At 32.6% G+C, this 26,820-nt stretch carries 27 protein-coding genes, 3 tRNA genes and 1 pseudogene; 22 read left to right on the plus strand and 9 right to left on the minus strand.

Features of this window, described 5'->3' with window-relative positions; translation table 11 throughout:
- Positions 1-39: 39 nt before the first annotated feature.
- Both Mjas_RS04760 and Mjas_RS04765 read right to left on the minus strand, forming a co-directional pair.
- The gene (locus Mjas_RS04760) at positions 40-1,314 is read right to left on the minus strand and encodes an amidohydrolase (protein ID WP_421077060.1); all 1,275 of its coding nucleotides are present in this window, start codon (positions 1,312-1,314) and stop codon (positions 40-42) included.
- A gap of 159 nt (positions 1,315-1,473) precedes the next feature.
- Entirely contained in the window at positions 1,474-2,859 is a 1,386-nt protein-coding gene (locus Mjas_RS04765) for a TldD/PmbA family protein (protein ID WP_421077061.1), read from the minus strand.
- Between the two features lie 244 nt (positions 2,860-3,103).
- Here Mjas_RS04765 and purT point away from each other — a divergent pair, with 244 nt between their 5' ends.
- Complete coding sequence (gene purT / locus Mjas_RS04770; protein WP_421077062.1) at positions 3,104-4,273, plus strand: formate-dependent phosphoribosylglycinamide formyltransferase; 1,170 nt, start codon at positions 3,104-3,106, stop codon at positions 4,271-4,273.
- A 46-nt stretch (positions 4,274-4,319) separates the two neighbouring features.
- Here purT and Mjas_RS04775 read toward each other — a convergent pair whose 3' ends face one another.
- On the minus strand, positions 4,320-5,012 hold the full coding sequence (locus Mjas_RS04775) for a metal-dependent hydrolase (RefSeq protein ID WP_421077063.1): 693 nt from the start codon (positions 5,010-5,012) through the stop codon (positions 4,320-4,322).
- Between the two features lie 128 nt (positions 5,013-5,140).
- On the opposite strand from Mjas_RS04775, the gene Mjas_RS04780 reads away from it, so the two are divergent.
- Together Mjas_RS04780 and Mjas_RS04785 are read left to right on the plus strand one after the other, a co-directional pair.
- Positions 5,141-5,488 (plus strand): helix-turn-helix domain-containing protein, encoded by a 348-nt coding sequence (locus Mjas_RS04780; protein ID WP_421077064.1) that lies wholly within the window; start codon positions 5,141-5,143, stop codon positions 5,486-5,488.
- Positions 5,489-5,507: 19 nt separating this feature from the next.
- On the plus strand, positions 5,508-7,334 hold the full coding sequence (locus tag Mjas_RS04785; protein ID WP_421077065.1) for a bifunctional NADP phosphatase/NAD kinase: 1,827 nt from the start codon (positions 5,508-5,510) through the stop codon (positions 7,332-7,334).
- Between the two features lie 462 nt (positions 7,335-7,796).
- On the opposite strand, the gene pyrE is transcribed toward Mjas_RS04785, so the two are convergent.
- Positions 7,797-8,369, minus strand: coding sequence for an orotate phosphoribosyltransferase (pyrE, locus tag Mjas_RS04790; RefSeq protein ID WP_421078573.1), 573 nt, complete (start codon positions 8,367-8,369; stop codon positions 7,797-7,799).
- Between the two features lie 122 nt (positions 8,370-8,491).
- On the opposite strand from pyrE, the gene Mjas_RS04795 reads away from it, so the two are divergent.
- Positions 8,492-9,808, plus strand: a complete 1,317-nt coding sequence (locus tag Mjas_RS04795; RefSeq protein WP_421077066.1) for an S-layer protein — start codon at positions 8,492-8,494, stop codon at positions 9,806-9,808.
- Between the two features lie 35 nt (positions 9,809-9,843).
- Here the strand turns inward: Mjas_RS04795 and Mjas_RS04800 are convergent, their stop codons facing one another.
- The 4 genes and pseudogenes from Mjas_RS04800 to Mjas_RS04815 form a co-directional block, all read right to left on the minus strand.
- Complete coding sequence (locus Mjas_RS04800) at positions 9,844-10,497, minus strand: metal-dependent hydrolase (RefSeq protein WP_421077067.1); 654 nt, start codon at positions 10,495-10,497, stop codon at positions 9,844-9,846.
- A gap of 222 nt (positions 10,498-10,719) precedes the next feature.
- Positions 10,720-11,882 (minus strand): annotated as a pseudogene (gene tnpB, locus Mjas_RS04805) (IS200/IS605 family element RNA-guided endonuclease TnpB).
- Between the two features lie 180 nt (positions 11,883-12,062).
- Positions 12,063-12,136 (minus strand) — tRNA-Arg (locus Mjas_RS04810).
- Between the two features lie 36 nt (positions 12,137-12,172).
- Complete coding sequence (locus tag Mjas_RS04815; protein WP_421077068.1) at positions 12,173-12,883, minus strand: (5-formylfuran-3-yl)methyl phosphate synthase; 711 nt, start codon at positions 12,881-12,883, stop codon at positions 12,173-12,175.
- Between the two features lie 590 nt (positions 12,884-13,473).
- On the opposite strand from Mjas_RS04815, the gene Mjas_RS04820 reads away from it, so the two are divergent.
- The 7 genes from Mjas_RS04820 to Mjas_RS04850 all read left to right on the plus strand — a co-directional run bounded on the left by Mjas_RS04820 (position 13,474) and on the right by Mjas_RS04850 (position 20,247).
- Positions 13,474-14,730, plus strand: a complete 1,257-nt coding sequence (locus Mjas_RS04820; protein ID WP_421077069.1) for a cation:proton antiporter — start codon at positions 13,474-13,476, stop codon at positions 14,728-14,730.
- Between the two features lie 43 nt (positions 14,731-14,773).
- Positions 14,774-16,078, plus strand: coding sequence for a nucleotide sugar dehydrogenase (locus tag Mjas_RS04825; RefSeq protein ID WP_421077070.1), 1,305 nt, complete (start codon positions 14,774-14,776; stop codon positions 16,076-16,078).
- A gap of 22 nt (positions 16,079-16,100) precedes the next feature.
- The gene (gene wecB, locus Mjas_RS04830) at positions 16,101-17,270 is read left to right on the plus strand and encodes a non-hydrolyzing UDP-N-acetylglucosamine 2-epimerase (protein ID WP_421077071.1); all 1,170 of its coding nucleotides are present in this window, start codon (positions 16,101-16,103) and stop codon (positions 17,268-17,270) included.
- 201 nt (positions 17,271-17,471) lie between these two features.
- Entirely contained in the window at positions 17,472-17,786 is a 315-nt protein-coding gene (locus Mjas_RS04835) for a hypothetical protein (protein ID WP_421077072.1), read from the plus strand.
- A gap of 34 nt (positions 17,787-17,820) precedes the next feature.
- On the plus strand, positions 17,821-18,012 hold the full coding sequence (locus Mjas_RS04840; RefSeq protein WP_421077073.1) for a hypothetical protein: 192 nt from the start codon (positions 17,821-17,823) through the stop codon (positions 18,010-18,012).
- 143 nt (positions 18,013-18,155) lie between these two features.
- Positions 18,156-19,022 (plus strand): Mrp/NBP35 family ATP-binding protein, encoded by an 867-nt coding sequence (locus tag Mjas_RS04845; RefSeq protein ID WP_421077074.1) that lies wholly within the window; start codon positions 18,156-18,158, stop codon positions 19,020-19,022.
- Between the two features lie 157 nt (positions 19,023-19,179).
- Positions 19,180-20,247 carry an MnmC family methyltransferase gene (locus Mjas_RS04850; RefSeq protein WP_421077075.1) on the plus strand — a complete coding sequence of 356 codons (1,068 nt, stop codon included), beginning with the start codon at positions 19,180-19,182 and terminating at the stop codon, positions 20,245-20,247.
- Positions 20,248-20,250: 3 nt separating this feature from the next.
- Here Mjas_RS04850 and mptN read toward each other — a convergent pair whose 3' ends face one another.
- Complete coding sequence (gene mptN / locus Mjas_RS04855) at positions 20,251-21,120, minus strand: tetrahydromethanopterin:alpha-L-glutamate ligase (RefSeq protein ID WP_421077076.1); 870 nt, start codon at positions 21,118-21,120, stop codon at positions 20,251-20,253.
- Positions 21,121-21,282: 162 nt separating this feature from the next.
- On the opposite strand from mptN, the gene Mjas_RS04860 reads away from it, so the two are divergent.
- The 11 genes from Mjas_RS04860 to Mjas_RS04910 all read left to right on the plus strand — a co-directional run bounded on the left by Mjas_RS04860 (position 21,283) and on the right by Mjas_RS04910 (position 26,605).
- Positions 21,283-22,197, plus strand: coding sequence for a transposase (locus tag Mjas_RS04860; RefSeq protein WP_421077077.1), 915 nt, complete (start codon positions 21,283-21,285; stop codon positions 22,195-22,197).
- 263 nt (positions 22,198-22,460) lie between these two features.
- A tRNA-Ser gene (locus Mjas_RS04865) sits at positions 22,461-22,545 on the plus strand.
- 104 nt (positions 22,546-22,649) lie between these two features.
- Positions 22,650-23,102, plus strand: coding sequence for a 30S ribosomal protein S13 (locus Mjas_RS04870; protein ID WP_421077078.1), 453 nt, complete (start codon positions 22,650-22,652; stop codon positions 23,100-23,102).
- 182 nt (positions 23,103-23,284) lie between these two features.
- A complete protein-coding gene (locus Mjas_RS04875) occupies positions 23,285-23,821 on the plus strand; it encodes a 30S ribosomal protein S4 (RefSeq protein ID WP_421077079.1) in 537 nt (178 codons plus the stop codon).
- A 41-nt stretch (positions 23,822-23,862) separates the two neighbouring features.
- The gene (locus tag Mjas_RS04880) at positions 23,863-24,237 is read left to right on the plus strand and encodes a 30S ribosomal protein S11 (RefSeq protein WP_292461112.1); all 375 of its coding nucleotides are present in this window, start codon (positions 23,863-23,865) and stop codon (positions 24,235-24,237) included.
- A gap of 92 nt (positions 24,238-24,329) precedes the next feature.
- Positions 24,330-24,917: a DNA-directed RNA polymerase subunit D gene (locus Mjas_RS04885; RefSeq protein WP_421077080.1), complete on the plus strand. Its 588-nt coding sequence runs from the start codon at positions 24,330-24,332 to the stop codon at positions 24,915-24,917.
- Between the two features lie 33 nt (positions 24,918-24,950).
- A complete protein-coding gene (locus Mjas_RS04890) occupies positions 24,951-25,313 on the plus strand; it encodes a 50S ribosomal protein L18e (RefSeq protein ID WP_421077081.1) in 363 nt (120 codons plus the stop codon).
- A 45-nt stretch (positions 25,314-25,358) separates the two neighbouring features.
- Complete coding sequence (locus Mjas_RS04895; protein ID WP_421077082.1) at positions 25,359-25,772, plus strand: 50S ribosomal protein L13; 414 nt, start codon at positions 25,359-25,361, stop codon at positions 25,770-25,772.
- Positions 25,773-25,785: 13 nt separating this feature from the next.
- The gene (locus Mjas_RS04900; protein WP_421077083.1) at positions 25,786-26,190 is read left to right on the plus strand and encodes a 30S ribosomal protein S9; all 405 of its coding nucleotides are present in this window, start codon (positions 25,786-25,788) and stop codon (positions 26,188-26,190) included.
- A 102-nt stretch (positions 26,191-26,292) separates the two neighbouring features.
- The gene (locus Mjas_RS04905) at positions 26,293-26,502 is read left to right on the plus strand and encodes a DNA-directed RNA polymerase subunit N (protein WP_421077084.1); all 210 of its coding nucleotides are present in this window, start codon (positions 26,293-26,295) and stop codon (positions 26,500-26,502) included.
- Positions 26,503-26,527: 25 nt separating this feature from the next.
- Positions 26,528-26,605 (plus strand) — tRNA-Pro (locus tag Mjas_RS04910).
- The last annotated feature ends 215 nt before the right edge of the window (positions 26,606-26,820 follow it).

The following is a 26,820-nucleotide window of genomic DNA, read 5'->3' on the forward strand; positions in this document are numbered from 1 at the left end:
ATATATTCTTAAAATAGATATTTTAAAAAATAAAGGTTTTTATTCAATTAATTTAGAATATGCCTTTTCTGCCATTTCATAAACTTTTTTCTCATCAATATTTACCATTTTTCCATCATTTAAAACAATATTTCCATCGATTATGACTATATCTACATTCCCGTTGAATGAATAAACTAAATGGGAGTGCATATTTTCCTTTGGAATTAAATAAGGTCTATCTAAATCTACTAAAACAATATCTGCAAGAGCTCCTTCCACTAACTTACCAGCATTTAAACCAAGGGCATGAGCTCCGTTTTTTGTGGCAAAATTAAATGACTCGTTGGCATTGACAACAGTTGGATTTAATGATATTCCTTTATGAATAAGGGAAGCTGTTTTTATCTCTTCGAAAAGGTTTAAATTGTTGTTGCTTCCGCATCCATCTGTTCCAAGGGTGATTAAAATGTCGTTTTCCATAAGTTTTGGAATTGGAGCTATTCCAGAGGCAAGTTTTAAATTGCTTATTGGGTTGTGGGATACTGCTATGTTTTTATTTTTTATAATGTTTAGTTCATCCTCTGAAAGATGGACGCAGTGGGCGGATATTACCTTTACATCATCAAAGAATCCAAAGGAATTAAGGTATTCAAAAGGTCTCATTCCGGTTTTTTCCTTTATGGTTTTTATCTCGTCCAGAGTTTCATTCATGTGAATATGTATTGGAACATCATATTCCTTAGCCATGTTATGGGTTTCCATTAGGAGCTCCTTTGAACAGGTATATGGTGCATGAGGTCCTAACACAGGGTTTATCCTTTGGTCGTTCAGTTTTTTTATTTGTTTAATGGTCTCTTCACTTGTTTTAAGCTCTTTTTCTCTTTTTTCTTCATCAAATAAATCAATCATTCCATATGCCAAAAAGCTCCTAATCCCGGTTTCTTTTACTGCCTTAATTATTCCATCTAAATAAAAATACATGTCATTGAATGTTGTTGTTCCGCTTTTAATCATTTCTATACATCCAAGCAGAGCTCCTGCATAAACAATATCTTCGTTTAATTTTGCCTCCATTTTCCAGATGTAATCGTTCAACCATTCCATAAGTGGCAAATCATCGGCAACTCCCCTAAAAAGTGTCATAGGTATGTGTGTATGTGTATTTACAAGTCCGGGAATTGCCATTTTATTTTTACCATCTATTATCTTTAAATCCTTTTCATTTAGGTTTTCTTTATCTATCAGATTTTTTCCTATTCTTTTTATTTTATTTCCATCAATTAATAAATCCTGTATGGTGTTGTTTATTAGAGCTCCTTTTATTAGAATCATAATAATACCTCAATTTTATTTATTACCTTGATTTTAATTTTATATCTTTATATTTTTAAGTAAATTTTACTTTTTATTCTTTTTTTATACTCCTATTTTCGTTTTTGAGTGAGTGAAGCAGACAGAGTATATATAAATTGAAGTTTTTATCTGATTTTATTAACTTAATATAGTTTTAGTTCTCACACTTCCACCACCATCCCCAACTGGAACGCTCTGACCATTTTTACCGCAGTATCCAACGCTCAATTTAAATTCGTCGGATACTGCGTCTATATTATGAAGAATGTCTAATATTTCACCACTAAGACCTGCATCTCTTAAAGGCGTAGTTAATTCCCCATTTTCAATTAAAAAAGCCTCAACTGCATTGAATTGGAATAATCCCTTTCCTGTATCAACCTGACCTCCCCTTGAACCTTTTAAAAATATACCGTTTTTTGTATCTTGTAGGAGTTCATCAAATTTCCAATCTCCCGGCTGTATGTAGGTGTTGCTCATTCTAACAATAGGTTTGTTTAATCCCTGAGCTCTTGCGTTTCCAGTGGTTTCCATATTCAACCTTCCCGCAGTCTCTCGGGTGTGAAGGTAGTTTTTTAAAACTCCATTTTCAATTATTTTGGTTTCGCTTCCCTTTACTCCTTCACTATCGTATTTATAGTATCCAAAAGAACCTTCTATCAATGGATTATCGATTACAGTTACATATTCGCTTCCAACAACTTCTCCGATTTTATCCTTAAATACGCTGTCATTCTGCAAAACTAAATCAGCCTCTGAGGCATGACCAACCGCCTCATGGATAAATACACCTGCGAGCTCCGGGTCAAGGATTACATTGAACTCCCCTTTTGGACATGGTTTAGCACTAAGTAATCTTAACGCCCTATTTTTTGCATTTTCTGCTTTTTGAGGTATGTTTCCTTCTTTTATAACTTCAAATCCATCTCCACCAAGCCTTTCAGAGGCGTACTGCAATGTAGAGTCCTTTGCAACCGCTGTCATATACATTAAAACTCGTATATTTTCATTTTCAATTCTTGTTCCTTCGCTGTTAATAAATAAAGAATGTCCTACGGCATCGGAATATGCCACAGAGGTGCTAACTATTTTATTATTTTTATCGTCATTGCCGTTTTTCATATGCTCGTGTGCAAGCATTAGATATTCCTTTTTTTCGTCGGTGCAGATATTTTCAGGATTTATTTTTGCATTTGATTTAACATAATCCTCATAGGTTTTTACATCCTTTAAAATCACCGTTTTTTTAGAATTCTCATTAGAAATTTTGGCAATTTTATATGCTTTTTGTATTAGTTCCTCTATTTCATTTAGATTTACCTTGTTTGAAGTTGCATATCCCCATCCATTTTTATAAAGCACTCTCACAGATACTCCTGCACTCATACCAGATGAAATTTCATCGATATTTCCATCTTTTAGAATTATGTGATTGGATTCTCCAAAACCTGCCCTAATATCACAATAGGTGCCCATAAACATTTTTTCAAGCTTTTCTAAATCAATATATTTTAAATCATCCATTTTTTCACCTTTTATTATGGCAATTAGTAATTAATTAGTTAAATCATATTAAATTAAATCATATTGAAATATAAAATAACATGTATCTATAATATAGCAAATATAAAATAATAATTAAAATTAAAATAAATAATAATAAATATAAAATATAATAATGTAATAATTATTTGAAACAATAGGTTATTTACAACGTTAAAATATTTTTAATACCTATATCGATATAATTAATCTTTTTGGTGAAATGATGTTTATTGGAACCCCTCTTTTTTCAAATGCAACTAAGATATTATTATTAGGTAGTGGTGAGCTCGGTAAGGAAGTAATTTTGGAAGCTCAAAGATTAGGTTTAGAATGTGTTGCTGTTGATAGTTATCAAAATGCCCCTGCAATGCAGGTTGCACATAGAAGCTATGTAGTGGATATGAAAGATGGGGATGCCCTAAGAGCAATTATTGAAAAAGAAGTTCCTGATTATATTATTCCAGAGATAGAGGCTATAAATACGGACACTCTTATAGAAATGGAAGAATTTGGATATAGAGTAGTTCCAACAGCCAGTGCCACGAAAATTACAATGGATAGGGAAGGTATTAGAAGATTGGCAGCTGAAAAACTTAATTTAAGAACTGCAAAATATGAATTTGCAGAATCATTGGAAGAGTTAAAGGATGCAGTGGATAAAATAGGAATGCCTTGTGTTGTTAAACCGATAATGTCATCTTCTGGAAAAGGTCAAAGCACAATCAAAACAGAAGAAGACATAGAAAAGGCATGGAATTATGCAAAGAGCTCCGCAAGAGGCATTGGAACAAAGGTAATAGTTGAAGAGTTTATAGAATTTGATTATGAAATTACCCTTTTAACTGCAAGAACCGAAGAAGGAACAAAATTCTGTCCACCTATTGGACATATTCAGATAGATGGTGATTACCACGAGAGCTGGCAACCTCATCCAATGAGTGAAGAGACATTAGAGAGAGCTCAGGATATGGCACATAAAATAACAAGTATGTTAGGGGGTCGTGGTATATTTGGTGTAGAGTTGTTTATTAAAGGAGATGAGGTAATATTTAGCGAAGTCTCCCCAAGACCTCATGATACAGGTATGGTTACAATGATTACTCAAAATATGAGCGAGTTTGAGATACATCTTAGAAGTATATTGGGACTTCCTGTTGATATAAAATTAATAACTCCTGGAGCAAGCCATGTAATAAAATCAGATATTCACAAATGGGCTCCGCAATACGATGTTTCAGATGCTTTAAAGGTGCCAAATACAAAATTGAGAATATTTGGAAAACCATTGGCAAAGGTTGGAAGAAGGATGGGAGTTGCATTGGCATCTGCTGATGACATCGAAACTGCAAGGGAAAACGCTAAAAAATGTGCCCATGCTGTTGAAATAAAATAAATAAGGAAGAATAATAAAAAAATGATTTTTGATATTTTTATTTATTTTATAGATATTTTTTTAGCACCAAATAAACCACTACCAAAAACCATAAACCTATAATAATTAATGCCTCTTTTTTGCGGAATTTATAATTTGATGGATACAATGCATTACATCCCGCAGGAGTTAAACTATCTCCAACTATGTGGGATAAATACCCTAACCCTATTGGGACGATATAATGATACATTCCTGAGAAATTTACAAGAGGACTTTGAATCTCTGAAATAATTAAATACATTCCCATCCAAACAAAAACACATATTGCTATTACCTTACCAAGAAGTTTATCATTTGTAACCATTATTAAGGCAATTATTCCTGCAATTATAGGGGAAAGCACGGACATTTTATAAGTTAAAAATCCCAATATGGGGGAAATTACTATCAAACTTAAAAATGTGTGGGTGATGCCCCTGTGATTTGCAAAATGTGGAATTAAATAAATCAATAACACAGCAACTGCCCCAACAAAAAGACCTAAATCAAAATATTGAGGTTTGAATAGATATATCAAAGTGTCTATTAAAACAAGAGCTCCTGCAAAATATATTCCTCTCTCCACAATTTCCGACTTTACATTATGGTCCAAGTCTGGATACAGAGCTCCGGCAACAAGCAAAAAAATCTGTTCAGGGGACGATAAAAAAGGCAGTCCCATTATTATTCCAAATATTGTATGTCCCTTCCAATTCATAATAACACTCTTCTTTTTTATGTTGGGTTTTAACTCATAATTTTTATACTTTTTAAACTATATGCTATATTATAATTTAAATAATGTATATTTTAAACATGTAATATAATAGTAGATAGGGTGATAGTTTGGATAAATTGATAATTGCAAGAATGCAGAAATTCACTGTTGAAGATTTAATGAGATGTATATTGGGACTTCAAGAGATAGAAATTAGAATATATCTTGAGCTTACGGAGTTAAAAGAAGCTTCCGTATATGATATAGCAAATAAAATTGGCAAAGACAGAACAACTGTTCAAAAGGCACTTAGAAGTTTAATAAATTGCGGATTGGTTGAGAGAGAAAAAGTTACGGAAACGGTGGGATACAAATATATATACCGACCTGTTGAGTTCGAAAAAGTTAAGGAACTTATGGAACGACTTTTGGATGAATGGTATATTGGTGTGAAAGAGTGGTTAAATAGGAATTAATGTATTTTTTGGTGAAACAATGGACATGCTTGATATAGCCATAAATGTGGCGGAGAATATTGAAAAAGGGGTGAAACCTCTAATTGGATGGGAAAAATCCGACGAAATTGTAAAAATTGGGGCAGATGGAACACCAACTAAAAGAATAGATATGATAGCAGAAAACATAGCCATAAATTCCATTGAAAAATATTGCAGTGCTATATTGATAAGTGAAGAAATAGGTTTTAAAAAGATAGGCAATGGGATTCCCGAATATGTCATTGTTTTAGACCCTATTGATGGAACATATAATGCTCTAAATGATATTCCGATATATTCGGTTTCAATAGCCATGGGGAGTTTAAAATCTAAATTGGGAAATCAGAAAAAGCCCATAGATGATGATTCTTATGAGGACATAATTAATAATATGACCATTAATGATTTGGAGGTTGGGGTGGTAAAGAATATAGCAACAGGGGATATTTATTGTGCAAAAACTAATGAAGGGGCATATATAATGGAAAACCCTCACCGAGAAAAAAGAAAAATAATGGTATCAAATACAAAAAATTTGAAAGATGCTTCTGTTGGGGTTTTTGCATATGGCTTAACAACCAATACTCTGGATTTTATAAAAGATAGAATGGTAAAAAGAATAAGGATTTTCGGTTCCGCAGCATTGGAAATGTGCTATGTTGCTAGGGGAGCTCTGGATGCATTCATAAATGTAAATAAAACTACAAGATTGTGTGATATTGCAGGAGGTTATGTGGTGCTTAGAGAATCTGGGGGAATAATTACAGATAATGATGGAAAACCAATAAATATGGGTTTAAATGTCTATGAAAAAACATCCCTAATTTGTTCAAATAATGCACTCCATAAAAAATTTGTTGGAATATTTGGGAATAAGTGGATGTTGAAACCGACAAAATTCGGCATTATTTCAAGGATTGACAGGGAGGATGCTATCAACCTAGTTCTTGAAGTAATTAATTATTTGGATTCAAAAAATATAAAATATGCATTAGAACCTGAAATCTGTAAGATTATTAATAATTGTAAGAATTTTAATGATAAATGTGTCAAATGTGAATCTATGGATGACTTAAATGATATATCGCATATTATATCAATTGGTGGCGATGGGACGGTATTAAGAGCTTCGAGAATCATAAATGGGAATGAGATACCGATAATTCCCATAAATATGGGCACAGTTGGTTTTTTAACGGAGTTTAATAAAAACAGAGTATTTGAGGCCATAGATAAGGTTATAAATGGAAACTATGAAATTGAAAGAAGGACAAAGTGTGCAGGATTAATTAAACATGGGGGTTATTCCGTAAATGCAGATGCAGATTCGTCCAATTATGCTAATCCCCAAAATTCCCAAAAAATACTTCCAGACGCTTTAAACGAGGTAGTTGTAGTCACAAAAAGTCCTGCAAAGATGCTTCACTTTGAAGTATATGTGAATGGAAACTTTGTAGAGGATGTTAGGGCAGACGGTCTTATTATATCAACTCCAACCGGTTCAACAGCATACTCATTAAGTGCAGGAGGCCCGATTTTAGAGCCTGCGGTGGATGCCTTTGTAATTGTTCCAATATGCCCATTTAAATTGTTTTCCCGTCCAATAGTTGTTGATGGAAACTCTGAAATTAAAATAAAAGTATTAAAAAAATCAACCTTGGTTGTTGTGGATGGAAATATTGAAGGTGAGGCTAAAAAAGGCGATGAAATAATTTTAAGAAAATCTAATTCTTATTCATACTTTGTTAAAGGATATAACTTCTACAATAAATTGAGAAAATTAAGCGTTGTTGGCGAGGGTAATAAAAAAGGCGATAGCGATTAAGATTGGAATAAATGCCTATAATATAAAAAACTGACCTACTCCCACGACTAAAGTCGTGGGGTTCTTTAGTAGGGTTTAACCCTACACGGGTGGCCAAGCCCACTACCCCTATCCCCGTTTAGGAGATTCAGGGCTACCTTTTGAACATCCAACCACTACCAGCGGTAGAGTTTTCACTAACCCTACCCATAGATACTTGTACTGGTAGCGTTACTTACTATTAATCGTCTCATATTTATATTTTACTACTTACTAGCCGATATAATGTCCGCCTCTCATCCAATCTCGTAAGAGATTTTACAAAACTATGTTTTGTATAACGATTAAAATCGTTGGCTTTCTCGGCGGTTTATCGTAAATATATTGATATCGCTTGCGGTAGCAAGCGACCTAAAACCTACGGTTTTAAGTTTTCCCCACTTTCGTTCGGAAAAGCAACGAAATGCGAAGCATTTCGTCTAATTAATCTTTCAATTCATCAACATTTACAAGAGGAATCAATTCAACATCCATATTTTTTAAATTTTCCTTTGCACCTTCCATTCTATCTACTATTACAAATACCTTTTCGACAACTCCTCCGTTTTTTCTAATTTCATCTACGGCTTTTGCAACACTTCCACCTGTGGTTGTAACGTCTTCCACAACAATTACTTTATCGTTTTCATTCAATGTTCCTTCAATTTTGTTTTTAGTTCCGTAATCTTTTGCCTTTTTTCTTATAATAATTAAATCTTTTTCTGTTTCAATAGATACTGCTGTGGCTATTGGAACTGAGCCTAATTCAACGCCTGCAATTTTTAAGTTTTCGTTTAATTCATCGTTTAAATAGGATTTTATCAATTGTGCAGCAGTTTTTAAAACCCTTGGGTTTGTAGTGGCTTTTTTAATATCCACATAATAATTGCTTTTTTTTCCAGAAGCCAGAATGAATTCGCCAAATTTTACACATTGGACTTCTTTTAAAAGGGATATTAATTTGTTTTTTAATTGGAGCGATAGTGTAGGGTCAGATTTCGTAGGGGTCTCATTCAATTGGTTTTTGCTGTTCAATATATCACCACAATCTTGTAAAGTATTTATATAATCATAAGAAATATTTTACAAATATATGGTGAAGTATATTCTTAAAATATTATAAATATTTGGGTGATTGAATGAAGATGAAATTCTTGATATTGATAGGTTTTTGTATGGCAATATTTTCGAGCTCCGCCATGGGTTTAGACAATAATCCATTAGTCGTAGTGAATAAAGACAGTCCCGATGCACCATATGCTAAACTGATTATGGATGAGCTCTATCTCCATAAAAAAATTCAAGTTGTTGATGATAAAATAACAATTAATGAGAACATACATTACAACATCCCTGCAAATAATAGCTTTGAAATTGAAAATAGTGGGGAGAGGTTGTATGTAGAATTTAAAAGAGATAAGGATACCATTAATGGTATTAAATACCATAAGGTTGAATATATTGAAAAATTAGATGGTAATGATGAAATACTTTTTTTAGGTAAATCTTATAAGATACTCAAACATACAAATGATGAAATAGTCCTTACTGATGAAGTTAAAAACATATCTACAAATAATTCATTTGAATACAAGAACTATAAGGTTATTTTAAAGGCAGTATCTTTTGATGGCAGTGAATTATTATTGGATATTTTAAAGGACGGCAATCCATTGGAAAATAATGTAAAAATAAATAAAGGGGAGTTAGTGGATATTGCGAATTCAGACATATCAATATATTATGAAAATTTGAGCGAGCATGGAAAGGGCCACATTTTTTCGTTCAAAATATATAATACGGTTAAATTGATAGATAATGAAGATTTTAAATTGAATAATAGTTTTGAAGTTAATATTGACAGTAATGGAATAATTTTGAATTATAAAAATCCGGAAAATCTTCAAAAGGCCTTTAATATATTTAATTACAGTATAAAATTAGTAAATACTACTGATGGATTAACTTACTTCGATGTATTTTATAAGAATAATTACGAAATAAATAAAGAAGATATTGATGAAACAAAATATCTTGGAGATAATATATTTGCGGTTAGAAAAGGCGATAAACTGTATTTGTATAAAGATGGAAGGGAATACACTAATATAACAGATTATTTTGTTCCAGACGTTGTTTTAGATAGCAATATCTTGAATACAGACAGCGATTTGATACTAATTGGGGGTCCGGTATCCAACAACATAACAAAAAAGATAGAAAATAATCTAGAAATACCTATAACCAACGAAAATCCTGGAAAAAATAGGGGAGTTATTCAGATTATAAAAAACCCATACAATCCAGATTATAAGATAATGGTTATTGCAGGTTCCGATAGAAACGGAACAAAAGCCTGTGTTTTAGCATTATTAAATGGCATGTATAAAAATGAAGAAACCATGATTGTTGAATTGGAGAATAATGAGAATGTTAAAGTTATAAAAAAGTTATAAAATAAGATATAATAAAAAATACAAAAAACGTTAATTTATAAATCAATCGGAGCTCCGATTTCAGGAGTAATTACTTCAACACCAATATCTTTTACTTTTTTTACTAAATCTGAGATATCTTGCTCAATTGCCGGGAATGTATTGTAGTGCATAGGAATAAATATTTTTGGCTTTAAATATTCAATTGCTTTTAATGCTTCTTCTGGCCCCATGGTGTATCTTCCACCCACTGGAAGTAATGCGATATCTGGACTGTATAGTTCAGCTATAAGTTTCATATCACCAAATAATCCCGTATCTCCTGCATGATATACTCTGTCATTTATAATATATCCTGATGCTATTCCACCAGGGGTATTTACATCGATATCTGAGGAATGTTCTGCCTTAACCATTGTTAATTTTGAGTTGTTTAGGGCAATAGTTCCCCCAATGTTCATACCTTCTGCATTTACTCCTTTATTAGATAGATATACAGATATTTCATGATTTGAAACTACCGGAATATTATATTTTTTTGAGAGCTCCGCCGCATTTCCCAAGTGGTCAGCATGTCCATGGGTTACTGCTATAACTTCCACATTCTTCATAATCTCATCATAAGGGAGATTACATAATGGATTTGGAACAAACGGGTCTATTAAAACATTATCAACCTTAAAGCAGGAATGCCCATACCAGACTATCATAATATCACCAAAATAGGTCTTATCATTTTATCAATGTTATTAATGATATTTAACATTAAGTATTGTGAACTACCCCTCCTTACGAGAGGGGCTTCCTGCATCATCCATCTCCCAACGGAGCATGTCAGATCTCAAAATTTCCTTACGGAAATTTATACGATTTAACAAATCAAAGATTTGTTAAACAGGCTCACCCCCGTGTTCCACAGGTGCATAATAGTATTACAACCCAATCAGATTCTGTTTATTTAAAGCAAACTTTTTAATATTAACCGCCGCATTAACATCCCTATCATGCTCAGTATTGCAGACAGGACACTTCCAAACTCTATTCTTTAAGTCCAAATTACCATTATAATACCCACAAACAGAGCATATTTTACTGGAAGGTTCAAACCTACCTATTTTTATTATGGTCTTTCCAAACTTCTCAGCTTTATACATTAGTTTAGATACAAAAGAAGACCATGCTACATCAAGAATTGATTGGGCTAAATTGTGATTCTTAACCATTCCTTTAACATTCAAATCTTCCAACGCTATGGCTTGGTTTTCCGTGCAAATCAAAGATTTGCAGGACACAAAAATCTTCGATTTTTGCTGTCGCCAATTAATTTAAAAGAGAGTTTGTGTTGGAAGTCGTTCCTTTGATTAACAATTTTTTCATGAAGTTTAGCAAGTTTTAGTCTTGCTTTCTCTCGGTTTTTAGAACCTTTTTGTTTTCTTGAAAGTCTTTTTTGTAATACTTTTAACCTCTGCAAACTCTTTTTGAGATGCTTTGGATTATCTATTTTCTCACCGTTTGATAATATGCAAAAGTGAGTAATACCTAAATCGATACCTATTGTGGTTTTTTCATCAAATGGTTGCTTGTTTGGAATTGGTTTTCCATCCTCTACCATAATACTTATGAAGTATTTACCTGTTGGAGTTTTTGAGATAGTTACTGTTCTCATTTCTCCTTCGAATTTCCTGTGGAGTTTAGCTTTAACCCATCCTATTTTGGGTAGAAATACTTTGTTATTCTCCCAGTCCACTTTATAATGTTGCGGAATTTGGAAGGATTGTCTTGGATGTTTTTTAGTTTTGAACTTTGGGAACGATGCTTTTTTTCTGAAAAAGTTGGTAAATGCCCTCTCCAAGTTCAGAGTTGCCCCCTGTAATGATTGGGAGTTTATTTCTTTTAACCATGGGAATTCTTTTTTTAGTGTTTTGATTGTTTTATTTAATTGGAATCGTGATATTGCCTTTCCTGTTTGTTCATAAGTTTGGATTTTGAGGTTTAATGCCCAGTTATAGATGAATCTACATGCTCCAATGTGCTTGTGGATTAGTGTTCTTTGTCCTTTATTGGGGTATAATCTGAACTTGTAAGCTGTTAGCATTTTACCACGATATATTATTTATGCTAAGTTATTTTTATGCCATAGTATTTATATTTTTTTGGTCGGCTATCATCTCCACCCTAACGGATGGAGTCTTCTCGCCGACATTTAGATAAAAAATTTAGGACTAATGTGCAAAAAGAGAAACATATAATTCCATTTTAAAATGTTAAAACATAACGCCCCTGCCGGGATTTGAACCCGGGTCCGCGAATCCGCAGTTCGCGAGCATATCCTAGCTAACCCACAGGGGCATAAAATATATAAAATTATAAAAAAATTAAAAATAATTATTTTTTGCATAATTCAACAAGTTCTTTTACGAGCTCGCTTTTTATAGTACCGTTGTTCCTATCTCCTTTTGTGCATGCTGCCCCCCTAACTCCCACAATATCACAGTTTATATCTTTTAATATCGGTATTTCTTCTTTTTTTATGGAGCCCGCCAATGCACATTTTAGATTGTAAGAGTGAGATTCTTCAACAAATTCAGCCAGTAGTTTTTCATTCAAATGGTCAAATAATGTTTTACCATCTTTAACCGCAGTATCTAACATTGCAACATCACAGCCTGCATCCCTTGCAATTTTAGGGATTATGAGAGGTTCAACTGCTCCAACTCTATAAGCATCGGCGTATCCCGCAGCTACAACAATTTTATTTTCATCTATGCCTTTAACTGCCTTAACAACTTTTTCCATTAAATCCACAGCTTCACTGTATGACTTTGTTCCATATAGTCCTACTTTTATATAATCTGCACCACTCATGGCAGCTCCAAGTGCAGCAAGTGCAACAGTTCCCGGCTTGTATGGAACATCTCCGATAGCTGCACTAACAAGTAAGTTTTTTGGAGTAATTTCTCTTGTTTCTTTTATTACCCACGGAAAGTTTGCACCTAATGAACCTTCTGGTGGATTTTTGACATCAATTATATCTGCTCCACCATTGATTGCTTCAACAGCTTCGTTAATATCTTTTGGACTAACAAGCAAAATCATGAACTCACCATTCTATATTCTATTTGGTTAATTTTAATATTAATATTAAATATTTATTATTTATCATGCTCATAAAAATTATCAATATGGATTATAATTTCAAAGGGTTTTAGTGTATAAATATTTAACGATTTATGATTCACCGGTGATGAAGAATAAATATATATTTTGAAAAAACCACTAATGTTATATATAAAAAATAAGTATATGTCGATAAGATTTATAAAGTTAAAAGATTATATAGTTGTGTTTTAGAATATAATTCAAGATGGTATATAAATAAGTCAGCCTTATGGTGAAATATATTATAATAATACAGAAACATTTATTAATTATTTTGAAATGTTAATTTGTATTTAAACAATAATGCAGTCCATTGGAAATTTAACCTCCATGCTCCATAAATTAATATGCCGTAGGCAATATGTTTAAAGAGTAGTTATTACTTTTACTGTATGTTGCACCAATTGTCTGATTGAGTATAAACACGAGAAATAATCTTTCGTTTGTTATGTTGCATATAAAACACATGGTCTTTTTATTTAATCATGTCATTTAGAAAAACAAAGAAGAAAAATAAGGTGTTTTAAATGGGATTAGCCACTACAATTGGATATATTTCATTATTGCTAATATCCGGTTCAATAATTGCAAAAATAGGGGAAAAATTAAATATTCCTGATATTCCCTTACTTTTGATATATGGTTTAATTGTAGGTCCTTTTTTGGGGATTATCTCCACAAGTTATGCTCAGGATATTTTTGGATATGTTGCCAATATAGGATTAATAATTATTTTATTGGGTGGAGCATTTGAAATGAGATGGATTGTATTAAAAAGAGTTTTAAAAACTGTTTTAAAATTGGATACTATTGCATTGATTGGTGTATTGGGAATTTCTGGACTCATTTACAATATGATATTTAAAATTCCATATTTCAACCCAATAGGGTATTTATATGGTGCCATAACATGTGCTACTGACCCTGCAACATTGATGCCAATATTTTCTAAATCAAACATTAATCCAGAGTTGGCAATAACTCTTGAAGCTGAGAGTGTATTTAATGACCCACTTGGTATTGTGGCTACAACCATAATTTTAGCCATGATGGGTTTGGCTGAAACAGTCAATCCAATACTTAATTTTTTAAGTCTTGCAGTTGGTGGAATAATCCTTGGACTTATTGGTGGAAAAATATTTGAAAAAGCCATTTTAAGCTGTGATTTTAAAGAATATGTGGCACCTCTCAGTATTGGTATGGCTATGGCACTGTGGTATTTTGGAGACGAGATATTTCCACACTTTACTGGCTACGAAATAAGTGGATTCATGGCAGTAGCGATAATGGGACTTTATCTTGGAAACACTCTCACAAAATACCCTAAAAAATCTAAAAATGTGGAAAACATAGTAGGATTTTGTGAGGATTTATCTACTGTGACAAGAATATTAATTTTTGTATTTTTAGGGGCAAGTATTAGTTTTTCTATTCTTACAAATTACTGGTTCGTCGGACTGATGTGTGCAATAGGTTCAATATTTGTTGCGAGACCAATAGGCGTATTTATTGCAACTTCGCTACCTCCTGCCAGTCCATTAAAGGAGAGATTGTATTTTGCATTGGAGGGTCCCAGAGGAGTGGTTCCAGCTGCATTATCTGCAACAGTATATGCTGCAATAATGGAAAACCCGCATCTAATTCCACAGGAAATCGTGAAATATATGCCGGCACAGGAGATTGCAGGTTCCATACTTGTGGCAACATTCATGACAATATTATTGAGCGTTGTTACGGAGGCTTCATGGGCAGATATATTGGCTAAAAAACTTTTCAAAGAATAATTTTACATATTTTTTTCGTTTTAATTAATATATTGGTGATTGGATGAAACAATTGGATACTATCGGCACTAAACAGAAAAAAATCAATAAAATTTGTGTGATTGGATTGGGATATATCGGACTACCGACAGCTTCAATGCTTGCAAATCATGGTTATAGTGTTGTAGGAGTGGATATTGATAAAAAAAGAGTGGAAGCTATAAAAAATGAAGAATTAATAATTGACGAGCAGGGTTTGATGACACTTGTGAAGGGCGCCATAAATTCCGGGAATTTAAAAGTTAAGGTAGAACCCGAAGAAGCAGATGCATTTATAATCTGCGTTCCAACGCCTCTAAAAAAAGAGGGTGGAGCTCCAAAATGTGATTTAACCTATGTTTTAAGTGCTGTTGAGAACATAAAACCCCATTTAAAAGATGGAAATCTTGTATTAATAGAGAGCACAATCCCACCAAAAACAACTGAAATGATTTATAATTTAATTGATAAAGATATATATATGGCATACTGTCCAGAAAGGGTGTTACCTGGGAAGATATTAAAGGAACTCGTGGAAAATGATAGAATAATAGGTGGCATAAATGAGGAATCCGCGGAGCTCGCAAAGGAAATATACGAATCTTTTGTAGATGGGAATATATACTTAACAAATTCAACCACCGCAGAAATGGTAAAATTAATGGAAAACACATATAGGGATGTAAATATAGCACTTGCAAACGAATTTGCGAAGGTATGTAATGAAATGGATGTTAATGTTTGGGATGCCATAAATCTTGCAAATAAGCACCCGAGAGTAAATATATTGAATCCTGGACCTGGGGTCGGAGGACACTGTATAAGTATAGACCCATGGTTTATAGTGGAAAAATCTAAAAATGCTGACCTTATAAAAAGGGCAAGGGAATTAAACGATAATATGCCAAAATATGTTTGCAATTTAATCGTGGAAGAATTTAAAAAATTAAATATTGATAATCCAAAAGTTAGTATATTTGGAGTAACCTATAAGGGAAATGTGGATGATACAAGAGAAAGCCCTGCAAAAAAGGTAATAGAATGTCTTTTATCAAATAATTTTGAAGTTTCAATATATGACCCCCATGCTAAGATTTTTGAATATCCTTTGAATAAATTGGAGGATTGCATCAGTAATTCAGACTGCATTATAGTATTAACAGACCATGATGAGTTTAAGAATTTTGAAAAGGACGATATATCTGAAATATCCAAATTAATGAGAAACAAAATTGTAATAGATACTAGAAATGTTTTAAATCATAATATTTGGAAAGAGTCAGGATTTGAGGTTAAGTTGTTGGGTGATGGAACAACATGGAGTGTTTAAATAATTAATTTTGGGTGCTTATATGAAGATTGGAATAATACTTGGAACACGTCCAGAGATAATAAAATTGTCTTCCATTGTAAGAAAACTGGAAAGATTAAAAAAATTAAAAGTTGATGGACTAAATAATGCCCATAATGATATTAATAATACTAATGGTAGTATTGGAAATATAAATTATTTTATTATTCACACCAATCAGCATTATTCTGAAAATATGGATAAAATCTTTTTTAAAGAATTGAATCTTCCATCTCCAAATTACAATTTAAATGTTGGTTCTGGAACACACGGAGAACAAACGGCAAAAATGCTCGAAGGTATTGAAAAAATTTTGATAAAAGAAAAACCTGATGTAGTGATTGTTCAGGGGGACACAAATACTGTTCTTGCAGGAGCTCTCGCATCATCAAAATTGAAAATAAAAGTGGCACATGTTGAGGCTGGTTTAAGGAGCTACGATAGAAACATGCCTGAGGAAATAAATAGAGTTCTTACCGACCATGTATGTGATTACTTATTTACTCCAACGGAGATTGCAAAAGAAAACCTATTGAAAGAAGGTATTGAACAGGAAAAGATTTTTGTTGTGGGCAATACAATCGTAGATGCCACACTTCAAAACATCAAGATTGCTGAGGAAAGGGATGATATAAAGAACTTTATAAAAACATTATCCAATGGAGAGGACTATTTCTTATTAACCATTCACAGAGCAGAAAATACGGACAATAAAGAGCGATTGAAAAATATAATTAAAGCAATAGGTGAAATAACAAAATACCACAACAACAAAATCGTTTTTCCCATCCATCCAAGGACAGAAAATAGATTAAAAAAATATAATTTGTTTGATGAAATAAAAAATAACAAAAACATAAAAATAATTGAACCGGTTGGGTATTTGGAGTTTTTAATGCTTGAAAAAAATGCAAAATTAATTTTGACTGATAGTGGCGGAGTTCAAGAAGAAGCCTGTATTTTAAAAGTTCCATGTATCACACTGCGGGACAATACAGAGAGACCAGAAACAATAAATGTTGGGAGCAATATTTTGGTTGGGGCAGATATAGAAAAAATTATCAATGGAATTGAGTTAATGCTAAAAAAAGAGAGAAATTGGAAAAATCCATTTGGTGATGGGAACAGCGGTGAAACTATCGTTGAAATATTGTTAAATCAAAATCTATAATCTATTTTATCTTTCATTCTTATTTTTTATTCTTTATTCTTTATTTTTGTTTATTTATTTTTTATTATAATTTTTTTATTATAATTGTGTGTTATTATGGCAATATATTACATAAAAACTAAAACTTTATATATTTTAGCACATATGGGATATATTATAAGAATAATAAATATACTTACAAAAAAACTAAAAGGTGATATAATGTTTGGATTTGGGAGAGGATTTAGAGGTAGGGGCTTCTTCGGTTTCAGACATTTTGCAGGAGCTCGCACTATACCAAATTGCAATGAAAAATATGAATATGTTGGAGCATGCAGATGCGGACTTGGGCCGCACGCATATTATAGGGATAGAAGAACTGGTGCAGTAGTGCCTGCTACGGCAGTATATGGGTATGATGCACCAGAGACAACTCCTGAAACTGAATTATCAGATAGGTTGAGATATTTGGAAGAAGAAAAGAAGTATTTAGAAGAGGAAATAGCTAAATTGAAAGAATCTTTAAAAAAAGAGTAAAAATGTAAAATAAAAACAGAAATGAGGCAGCACCATGGCAGACATGAAAAAGTTCCAATGTTCAAAATGCGGTAGGATTATTGAGGTTCCATACGGTATTCCAAAACCTGAGGTATGCCCACACTGCGGAGCTCCTAATGTATATATTCATAGAGTTGATGAAGGAGGAAGAGGATTTGGTGCTGGAAGAGGTAGAAGGTGTGGAGCAGGAATGGGGAGAATGTAATATATCATTTAATAATCTTATCAATAATTTTATCATTTTTTTAAAATGTATATTTGTAGATTTAGTTTAACAGATTGATGGCATAGATGCAATGTTTTTATATGTGTAGCAGCAATATTAAATAAAAATTATTTGGTGATGTTATGGCAGAATGCGATGGAAAATGTGATTCCTGCTCTTCAAGTAGCTCATGTTCAGATGCTAAGAAGGCTATGGAGATGCAGAATGCAAAAATAAGAGAGAATATGGGGAAAATAAAACACAAAATAGCCATTTTAAGTGGTAAAGGTGGCGTAGGTAAATCAACAGTTACAGTAAATTTAGCAGCCACATTAAGCGCCATGGGTAAAAAAGTTGGTATTTTGGATGGCGATATACATGGCCCAAACATTCCTAAAATGCTTGGTGTAGAAGATATCCAACCTTTCGCTGATGAAAATGGAATATACCCCATTACAACACCAGAGGGAATAAAAACAATGTCAATTAGTTATTTCTTGCCTGATAAAAATACCCCTGTGATTTGGAGAGGTCCAAAGATAAGTGGTGCCATTAGGCAGTTTTTAAGTGATGTTGTTTGGGGTGAGCTCGACTATTTATTAATAGATACCCCACCGGGAACAGGAGATATTCAAATCACAATTATGCAATCTATCCCAGATATTGATGGGGTGATTATCGTCACAACCCCTGAGGAAGTGGCAGTTCTTGATGCAAGAAAATCCATAACAATGGCAAAAACTACAAATATTCCTATAATTGGTATAGTGGAAAACATGGGCGGTTTTGTATGTCCGCACTGTAATAAGGTTGTCGATATATTTGGAAAAGGCGGCGGTGAAAAAGCAGCTAAGGAATTGGATGTTGAGTTCTTAGGTAGAATACCTCTCGATATAAAAGCAAGAGAGGCATCTGATAAGGGAATTCCAATGGTATCTCTTGATTGCACCGCAACAGAGGAATTTAAAAAGATTGTTGAGAAGGTTGTTGAAAAAATTGAGAATAAATAATTATTTAATTATTATTTAATTATTTAATTCTGTATTATTGGGATAATTATTCTTATTTTTCATTTTGTTTTTAAATAAATGTATATTTTAGTTTTATTTATATTAATAGTATTTATTTATTGATTATTGGATTATTTATCGGTCATTAGGTGTAATAATGCTTCCAAATAAAACTGCATTAGACTTGATTAAAAAGTATATAGATATCTTTAAAGAAGGAAACAATATTGATGAATTTAAGAAAGAACTGATAAACAATCTTTTAAATAGTAGTGGAGTGCTTGTTAAAACTGATGATGGGACATATACTTTGGTATCGGAAGATGAAGATGAGCTCATGCACTCACGAATCGGAGCTCTAACTGAAAGCGTGGAGAAATTTGCAATACCTTCAAATTTAAAAAATATGGGTAATCCCAAAATATTGGATTTATGTAGTGGAATGGGGTATAATGCCATAGCGGCACTTCATTTTAATAAAAACTGTGAAATTGACATGGTAGAATATAGTGAAGAAACGCTTTTTTTGTCTTTATGCTTGGATATTCCGTATAAGGAGCATGAATTGATAAAAGAAGTAATAAAAGATTATTTTTTGAATAAAAGGAGCAATAATAAAAAAATAGAAAATAAAGACATAAAAAATAATAAAATAAATTTGTATGTGGGAGATGCTAGAAAAATTGTTAAAAAATTGGATAAAAAATATAATATTGTATTCCATGATGCGTTTTCACCACAGAGAGATGCAGTTTTATACACTGTGGATTTTTTGAAGGAAATTTATAAAAAAATGGATGATGATGCTGTTTTAATTTCCTATTCTTCATCGATTCCTTTTAGAAGTGCTTTGGTGGAGGTTGGTTTTATACTATCAGAAGGAGCTCCCGTTGGAAGAAAAAGGGGTATAACAATTGCATATAAAAATCCTTCATCAGATAGGGATTTAAAAAGAATCTCAGAAGTTGATGAACGATTAATAGCCCTTTCAACAGTTGGAGTTCCCTACCGGGACAGTAATTTAGATTTAGACCATGATACAATAATAATGAATAGGGAAGTGGAGCGGGAAAAATTAAAAGAAGAGTTATCGAAAATAGATAGATATTATTCCACAAAAAAGGTAAAACTCGGCAAAATAGATGAAAAGTTTTTGAATATCCAGAAACTAAATTTAAATTCCTCAGAAATAATCATGAGGATGAAAGAAGAATTAAGAAACTAAAATTTAGATTAAATTATTTATGACATAATCTATTAATTTCTCAGTTATATCCATCTCAGAAATCCTTGAAAGTGCCTCCCATGAAGGAGCTCCGTTAACTTCAATTACCTTTAAACCATCTTTACTTTCCATTAAATCTACTCCCCCATATATCAGCCCAGTTGCATTTTTTGCTTTTATTGCGAGCTCTCTTATTTCATCGGTGATTTCGCATTTTTCAGCCTTTCCATTTTGGTGGATGTTTGTTATCCAATTGTCGGAAACTCGATACATTGCAGATACAACTTCATCTCCAATAACAAAAGCCCTGATATCTCTATAAATATCATTTGGATTGGTTATAAATTCCTGAATGTAAAATACACCATGTTTCTTTTTGAATTCATTTAACATGTTTAGCTTAGAAATTAGGGTTTTATTTTTTAACCTGACAATACCTTTTCCCTGATTTCCAAATAATGGTTTTAAAACACAGTCTTTAAACTTTTCTGACCACATTAGAGCTTTGTCAATATCTTCTGTAATTACTGTTTTTGGATGAGGGATATTGTTTATGTTCATTAAAATAGATGTTCTGTATTTATTCCCTGCGTTTTCAAGTCCTGCTGTTGGATTTATTAATGGAATGTAATGCTCTATATATTTAAGAACATCAAACCTATAATAATTGGACATATCGCCAAGATTTCTAACAAATGCACACTTTAAATCTGAAATATCATCTTTATTATGCTTAAATTTAATATCCATGCCGGTAAAAGAAGCAATTTTAGATGGTTTAATATAAACTGGAGTTATGCCTTTCTTCTTCATGACCCTTTCTAATTCACAAGTGATCCAATCTTTTTCTTCCGATATTATTCCTATTTTCATATTTTCACTTTGATATTTTTTATCAATATTTAAAATCAATCTTTAAAATATATAAATATCATATAATAAGAATGATAATAATCGAATAATAAAGGATAACAATGATAATAAAATCGAGGTTGTCGAAAAATATTAAATTATCAATAACATATAATACATGTTATGAAGGGGAATATAAAAAAGAAAATAGAAAAGAAAAAGACCAATCCTAAGACAAAAGGATACTGGAGAATATACGACCTTAGATATAAGAAATACGACCTAAGAACTACTTATACGTTGATTTTATCCATTACAAACATGCTGAATCGTCCTTCTACCGAAGGACGAAAGGTTGGTAGGGTATCTGCCCTACCCTATAATGAATATGTGGTAGTTCTAATATTAAAACATATCTACAAACTAAGTTTAAGGGATTTAGAGACACTCTCAAATACATTACATAACAAACATATTGACCATTCCACATACGGTAAAGCATTTAAACGGATGGATAATGAGTTTCTATCCAATTTACTCACTTTTACATATACGATTATAGATAATCTACTAACTCAGCCCTCCAACAAACTATATATGGCAGACTCAACAGGAGTTTCCATAAATAGGTTATACTATGAGTGCATTCACGGAGGGAAACGTACTAAACGATTGGTGCATGATAAATTGCATGTTCTAGCATCATACTATCCAGAACAAGGATATATTCCAATAATCTCCGCCCGTTGGGGCGGAGGTTATAGTTCCGATAGTGCCAACCTATTGGAAATGGTTAAACAGATTGATTTTTTAGATAATGAATATCTACTGGCTGATGGAGGATATGATTGCTGTGAATTGTTTGAATATTTACTACAACACAATATCACTCCAATAGTTAAAACAAAAGAATTCAAGTGGAAGTATCATATTAGCAAAGTTAGAAAAACCATTAAGAGCATGTTTAACAAGGATTGGTATCGCCTTCGGGGGATAGTAGAATCCATATTTGGAGGGCTGGAGACTAAAAACAGGTTAAAATTAGATGACAGGTTGGCGGATAGCAGAGATGTAAAAGCACTATTGCTACTGCGATAGTGCATAACGTATTAACACTAATGAGAGTATTAGTATTAACATATGATACTGAATAAAATTACAAATTCAATTATTCGACAACCTCAATAAAATCGAAACCTATATATACTAAATTATAGTTTATATTGATAGTAAGTATTAAACACGAAAGATTGATAGTAATAATATGCTGGATAAACACGAAATATATTGTTGATATTTCTAAATATATATCTAAAAGTATATATATGAGTAGTTATTATAACTGATTTAACAATTTGTTTGCAGAGGTAGTCTAGCTCGGAAAGGCGTGGGACTGGAAATCCCATGGGGCTTTGCCCCTCGGGGGTTCAAATCCCCCCCTCTGCGCTTTTTATTTTTTTTATTAATATTATTGCTGATAGTAAATAAGCATATACGCTAATGACCTTAGCAGTGCTATAAAACACGATTATCTCTCGGAGGTGCAGACATTGACTCAAACAGAATTCAAACACAGAATTAGAATATCAAAAACAGATATTACTGGTGAATTTCCATTAGAATATGCCTTACAGGATATAAAAGGGATCGGTAGGGCAATGGCTAAGGCAATATTGAGAATCACCAAATTGGATGGAAAACAACAGGCAGGTTATTTATCAGATGAAGATGTTCAAAAAATAGAGGAAGTTTTAAATGACCCTGCGAAACACGGAATTCCATCATGGATGTTCAACAGGAAAAAAGATACCTACACAGGTGAAGATAAACACTTGATTGAAACGGACTTAGTGCTCACAGTTCAAGAAGACATAACCACCATGAAAAAGATTAGATGTTATAGAGGAATAAGACACGAATTAGGATTGCCATGTAGAGGACAGAGAACAAGAGGTTCATTTAGAAGAGGTTCGATAGTGGGAGTTAAAAAGAAAAGGAAATAAACGATAATTTAACGACTGTTTATAAAACAAAACAGGATGAGAAATAATTATCTACTATGAATAAATGAAACTTCCGGCAATAAAAACCTTCGGATTTTTCATTTAGCGTTTAACCATATAAAAAAGAAAGGTTATAAAAATTGGAGATTAAAAATCTTTAAAACCAAATAAAAGGTGAAAAAATGGGTGACCCAAGAAAATTAAGTAAAAAATACGATACCCCAAATCATCCATGGATTGGAGAAAGAATTAAAAGAGAAAGAGAATTAGCAATAAAATATGGGTTGGTAAATAAGAAAGAATTTTGGAAAATGGAAACAAGATTGAGAACATTCAGAAGACAGGCAAGAAAATTGATAAGCGACACAACCAAACAAGGTGCAAGAGAAGCTGTTCAGTTATTTGGCGTTTTGAAAAGATACGGTATTTTAGTTAAGGAAGATGCTACATTGGATGATGTTCTCTCATTAAATGTTGAAAGTATCCTCGACAGAAGATTACAAACATTGGTATTTAAAAAAGGACTTGCAAAAACACCAAAACAAGCTAGACAATTTATAGTTCATGGCCATATTGCAGTAAATGGAAGAAGAATAACTGCACCAAGTTATTTGGTTCCAGTGGCTGAGGAAGATTTAATATCATACACACCAACATCACCATTGGCTTCTGAAAATCATCCTGAAAGAACAAAAGTGGTAAGTGAGGATAATAGCTAATTTAATTAAAAAATCAATAAAAATAAAAATAAGGTGATTTAATGAGTGAGAAATGGGGCGTAATCCATATTTATGCGTCATACAACAACACAATTATACATGTTACAGATATTACAGGAGCAGAAACAATTGCAAAAATTTCTGGTGGTATGATTGTAAAAAACCAGAAAGATGAGTCATCCCCTTATGCTGCGATGCAGGGTGCATTTAAAATAGCAGACATGATAAGAGAAAAAGGAATAGAAAAAGTTCATGTAAAGGTAAGAGCTCCGGGTGGAAACAAATCAAAGAACCCAGGTCCAGGAGCTCAGGCAGCCATTAGGGCATTGGCAAGAGCAGGGATTAGGATTGGAAGAATAGAAGATGCAACACCAATTCCACATGATGGGACAACCCCAAAGAAAAGAAACAGATAATTTATTACATTTCCTGCGGTTGGTGAGGGTATAATAATCCTTTGGATTATAAATCCATCACTTTCAGGATAATGAAACTGTTGGTGGTATCTTTGATAAATAACATTCAAAAAGAAAAAACAAATATTGGGGAAACGCTTAAATTTAACCTAAAAGCCCCATTATCTTTTTCCAGTGCATTGAGGAGGATAATGATTTCAGAGATTCCAACTTATGCCATTGAAAATGTGTATTTTTATGAAAACACATCCTCAATGTATGATGAATTGATTGCACACAGGCTAGGATTGATACCTATAAGGGGAAAACCAGTTAGTAGTGATGAAGTAATTACATTTGCACTTATTAAAGAAGGTCCTTGTGTGGTTTATTCTGGCGATTTGGAATCAGAAGCAGGGGAAGTGGTATTTAAACGCATACCAATTGTTAAATTAAAAGAAGGGCAAAAATTGGAACTAGAATGTGAAGCTCTGGTGGGCGTAGGAAAAACCCATGCAAAATGGCAACCATGCAATGCCATTTATAAACAAATAGATAAGGATGAAGTGGAGTTTTTAGTAGAATCTTATGGGAATATGGATTCTGAGGACCTCTTAATATCATCAGTGGAAGTATTAAAAAACAAGGCTGAAAAATTCCTAGATGAGCTGGAAAGTTTTGAAATAAATGATGTAGAGTAATATAGTATAATATAGAATAATAATGGTGAAATCATGAGAAAATTGATGGCTACCAATCCAAAAATCGTTGAATTGGTTCAAAATCTTAAAGTAGAATCCTACAAAAACGATGCAAAAATTTGGAAAGACATAGCTAAAAGATTATCAAAACCTGCTAGAAGAAGAGCAGAAGTTAATATAAGCAAGATAAACAGATATACAAAAGATGATTATGTTGTAATTGTTCCAGGTAAAGTTCTTGGAGCTGGAAAATTAGGACACAAAGTAACTGTTGCGGCATTTTCATTCTCAGAAAGTGCTAAGAAAGCAATTGAAGAAGCTGGCGGAAAATGTTTAACTATTGAAGAGTTAATTAAGGAAAATCCAAAAGGTTCATTGGTAAAAATAATGGCTTAAATAATTACATTATATTAAACACGAAAAACCAAATTAGGTGAAATTATGGTTGTTATAGATGCAGAAAATGCAGTTGTTGGAAGATTGGCATCTTATGCGGCAAAGCTCGCGTTATCAGGGGAAGAAGTTGTTATCGTAAATGCTGAAAAGGCAATAATGACAGGAAACAAAGAATATATATTTGAGAAATACACTCAAAAAAGAAATAGAAAAAGTATTACAAATCCTAGAAGAATGGGTCCAAAATATCCAAGAAGACCTGATGACATCGTAAGAAGAATTATAAGGGGAATGGTTCCATACAAAAAGCCAAAAGGAAGAGATGCTTTTAAAAGAATTAAGGTTATGGTAGGAGCTCCGGAAGATGTAAATGTTGATGTAGTATTAAATGAAATGCCAAATACAAATAAATATGTAACAATTGGAGAACTTAGTAAATACTTGGGAGCTAAATTCTAATTGAGGTGATTAGGTGAAAGTAATTCATACAGTAGGTAAGAGAAAAACCGCTATTGCAAGAGCCACTGCAAAGGAAGGTAAAGGCAGAATCAGAATAAACAAAAAACCAATAGAAATAATTGAACCAAAATACATTAATGCAAAATTGATGGAGCCTGTAATATTAGCGGGAGATGCTATTAATGGTATAGACATTGATATTACAGTTAAAGGTGGAGGTATTGCTGGTCAAATGGATGCAGCAAGAACTGCCTTAGGTAAAGCAATTGTGGAATATACTGGAAGCATGGAGATAAAAGAGAGATATTTAGAATATGACAGAACCATTCTTGTTAGCGATGCAAGAAGAACAGAGCCACACAAACCAAGTAAATCCACAAAAGGTCCAAGAGCTAAGAGACAGAAATCATACAGATAAATTTATAATTTTTTTATTATTATCTATTTTGAGTATCGCATTAAATAGAAAAATGAGAGATTTTGAGAGTATTGTTATTTCATACCCATTTGGTGATATATTATGGTAATGTTTCCAATTAGATGTTTTTCATGTGGTAATGTAATATCAGAAGTATATGATGAGTATATTTCACGATTAAAAGATGGGGAAAAACCTGACGAAATATTGGATGATTTGGGAATTAAAAAATACTGTTGTAGAAGGATGTTTATATCCCACAGGGTAGATAAAGACGGCAGGGAATTGTTCGATGATATTATGGAATATTAATTTAAATATATCATATTTACTTATTGGGACTGTGGGGTAGCCTGGTCCATCCTGTGCGTCTGGGGGGCGTGCAACCCGAGTTCAAATCTCGGCAGTCCCACCATTTATTTCTAATTATTTATTATATTTCAAAATACATAGGTTCCAAGTTCCACGAAGTGGGACTTGGACTTTGGGTAGCATCCTTTTTTAAAGGATGCGTTTGAATCTAAGCAGTCCCACCATTTATTTACTCATCATTTATTTATTACACATATTTAATTTATTAGATATTATTATAGTAAAAAATAATATAACGTAAAAAATAAAAAAGCGTGA

Source organism: Methanothermococcus jasoni (assembly GCF_049075655.1).
Lineage (GTDB): Archaea > AGJL01 > Methanococci > Methanococcales > Methanococcaceae > Methanofervidicoccus.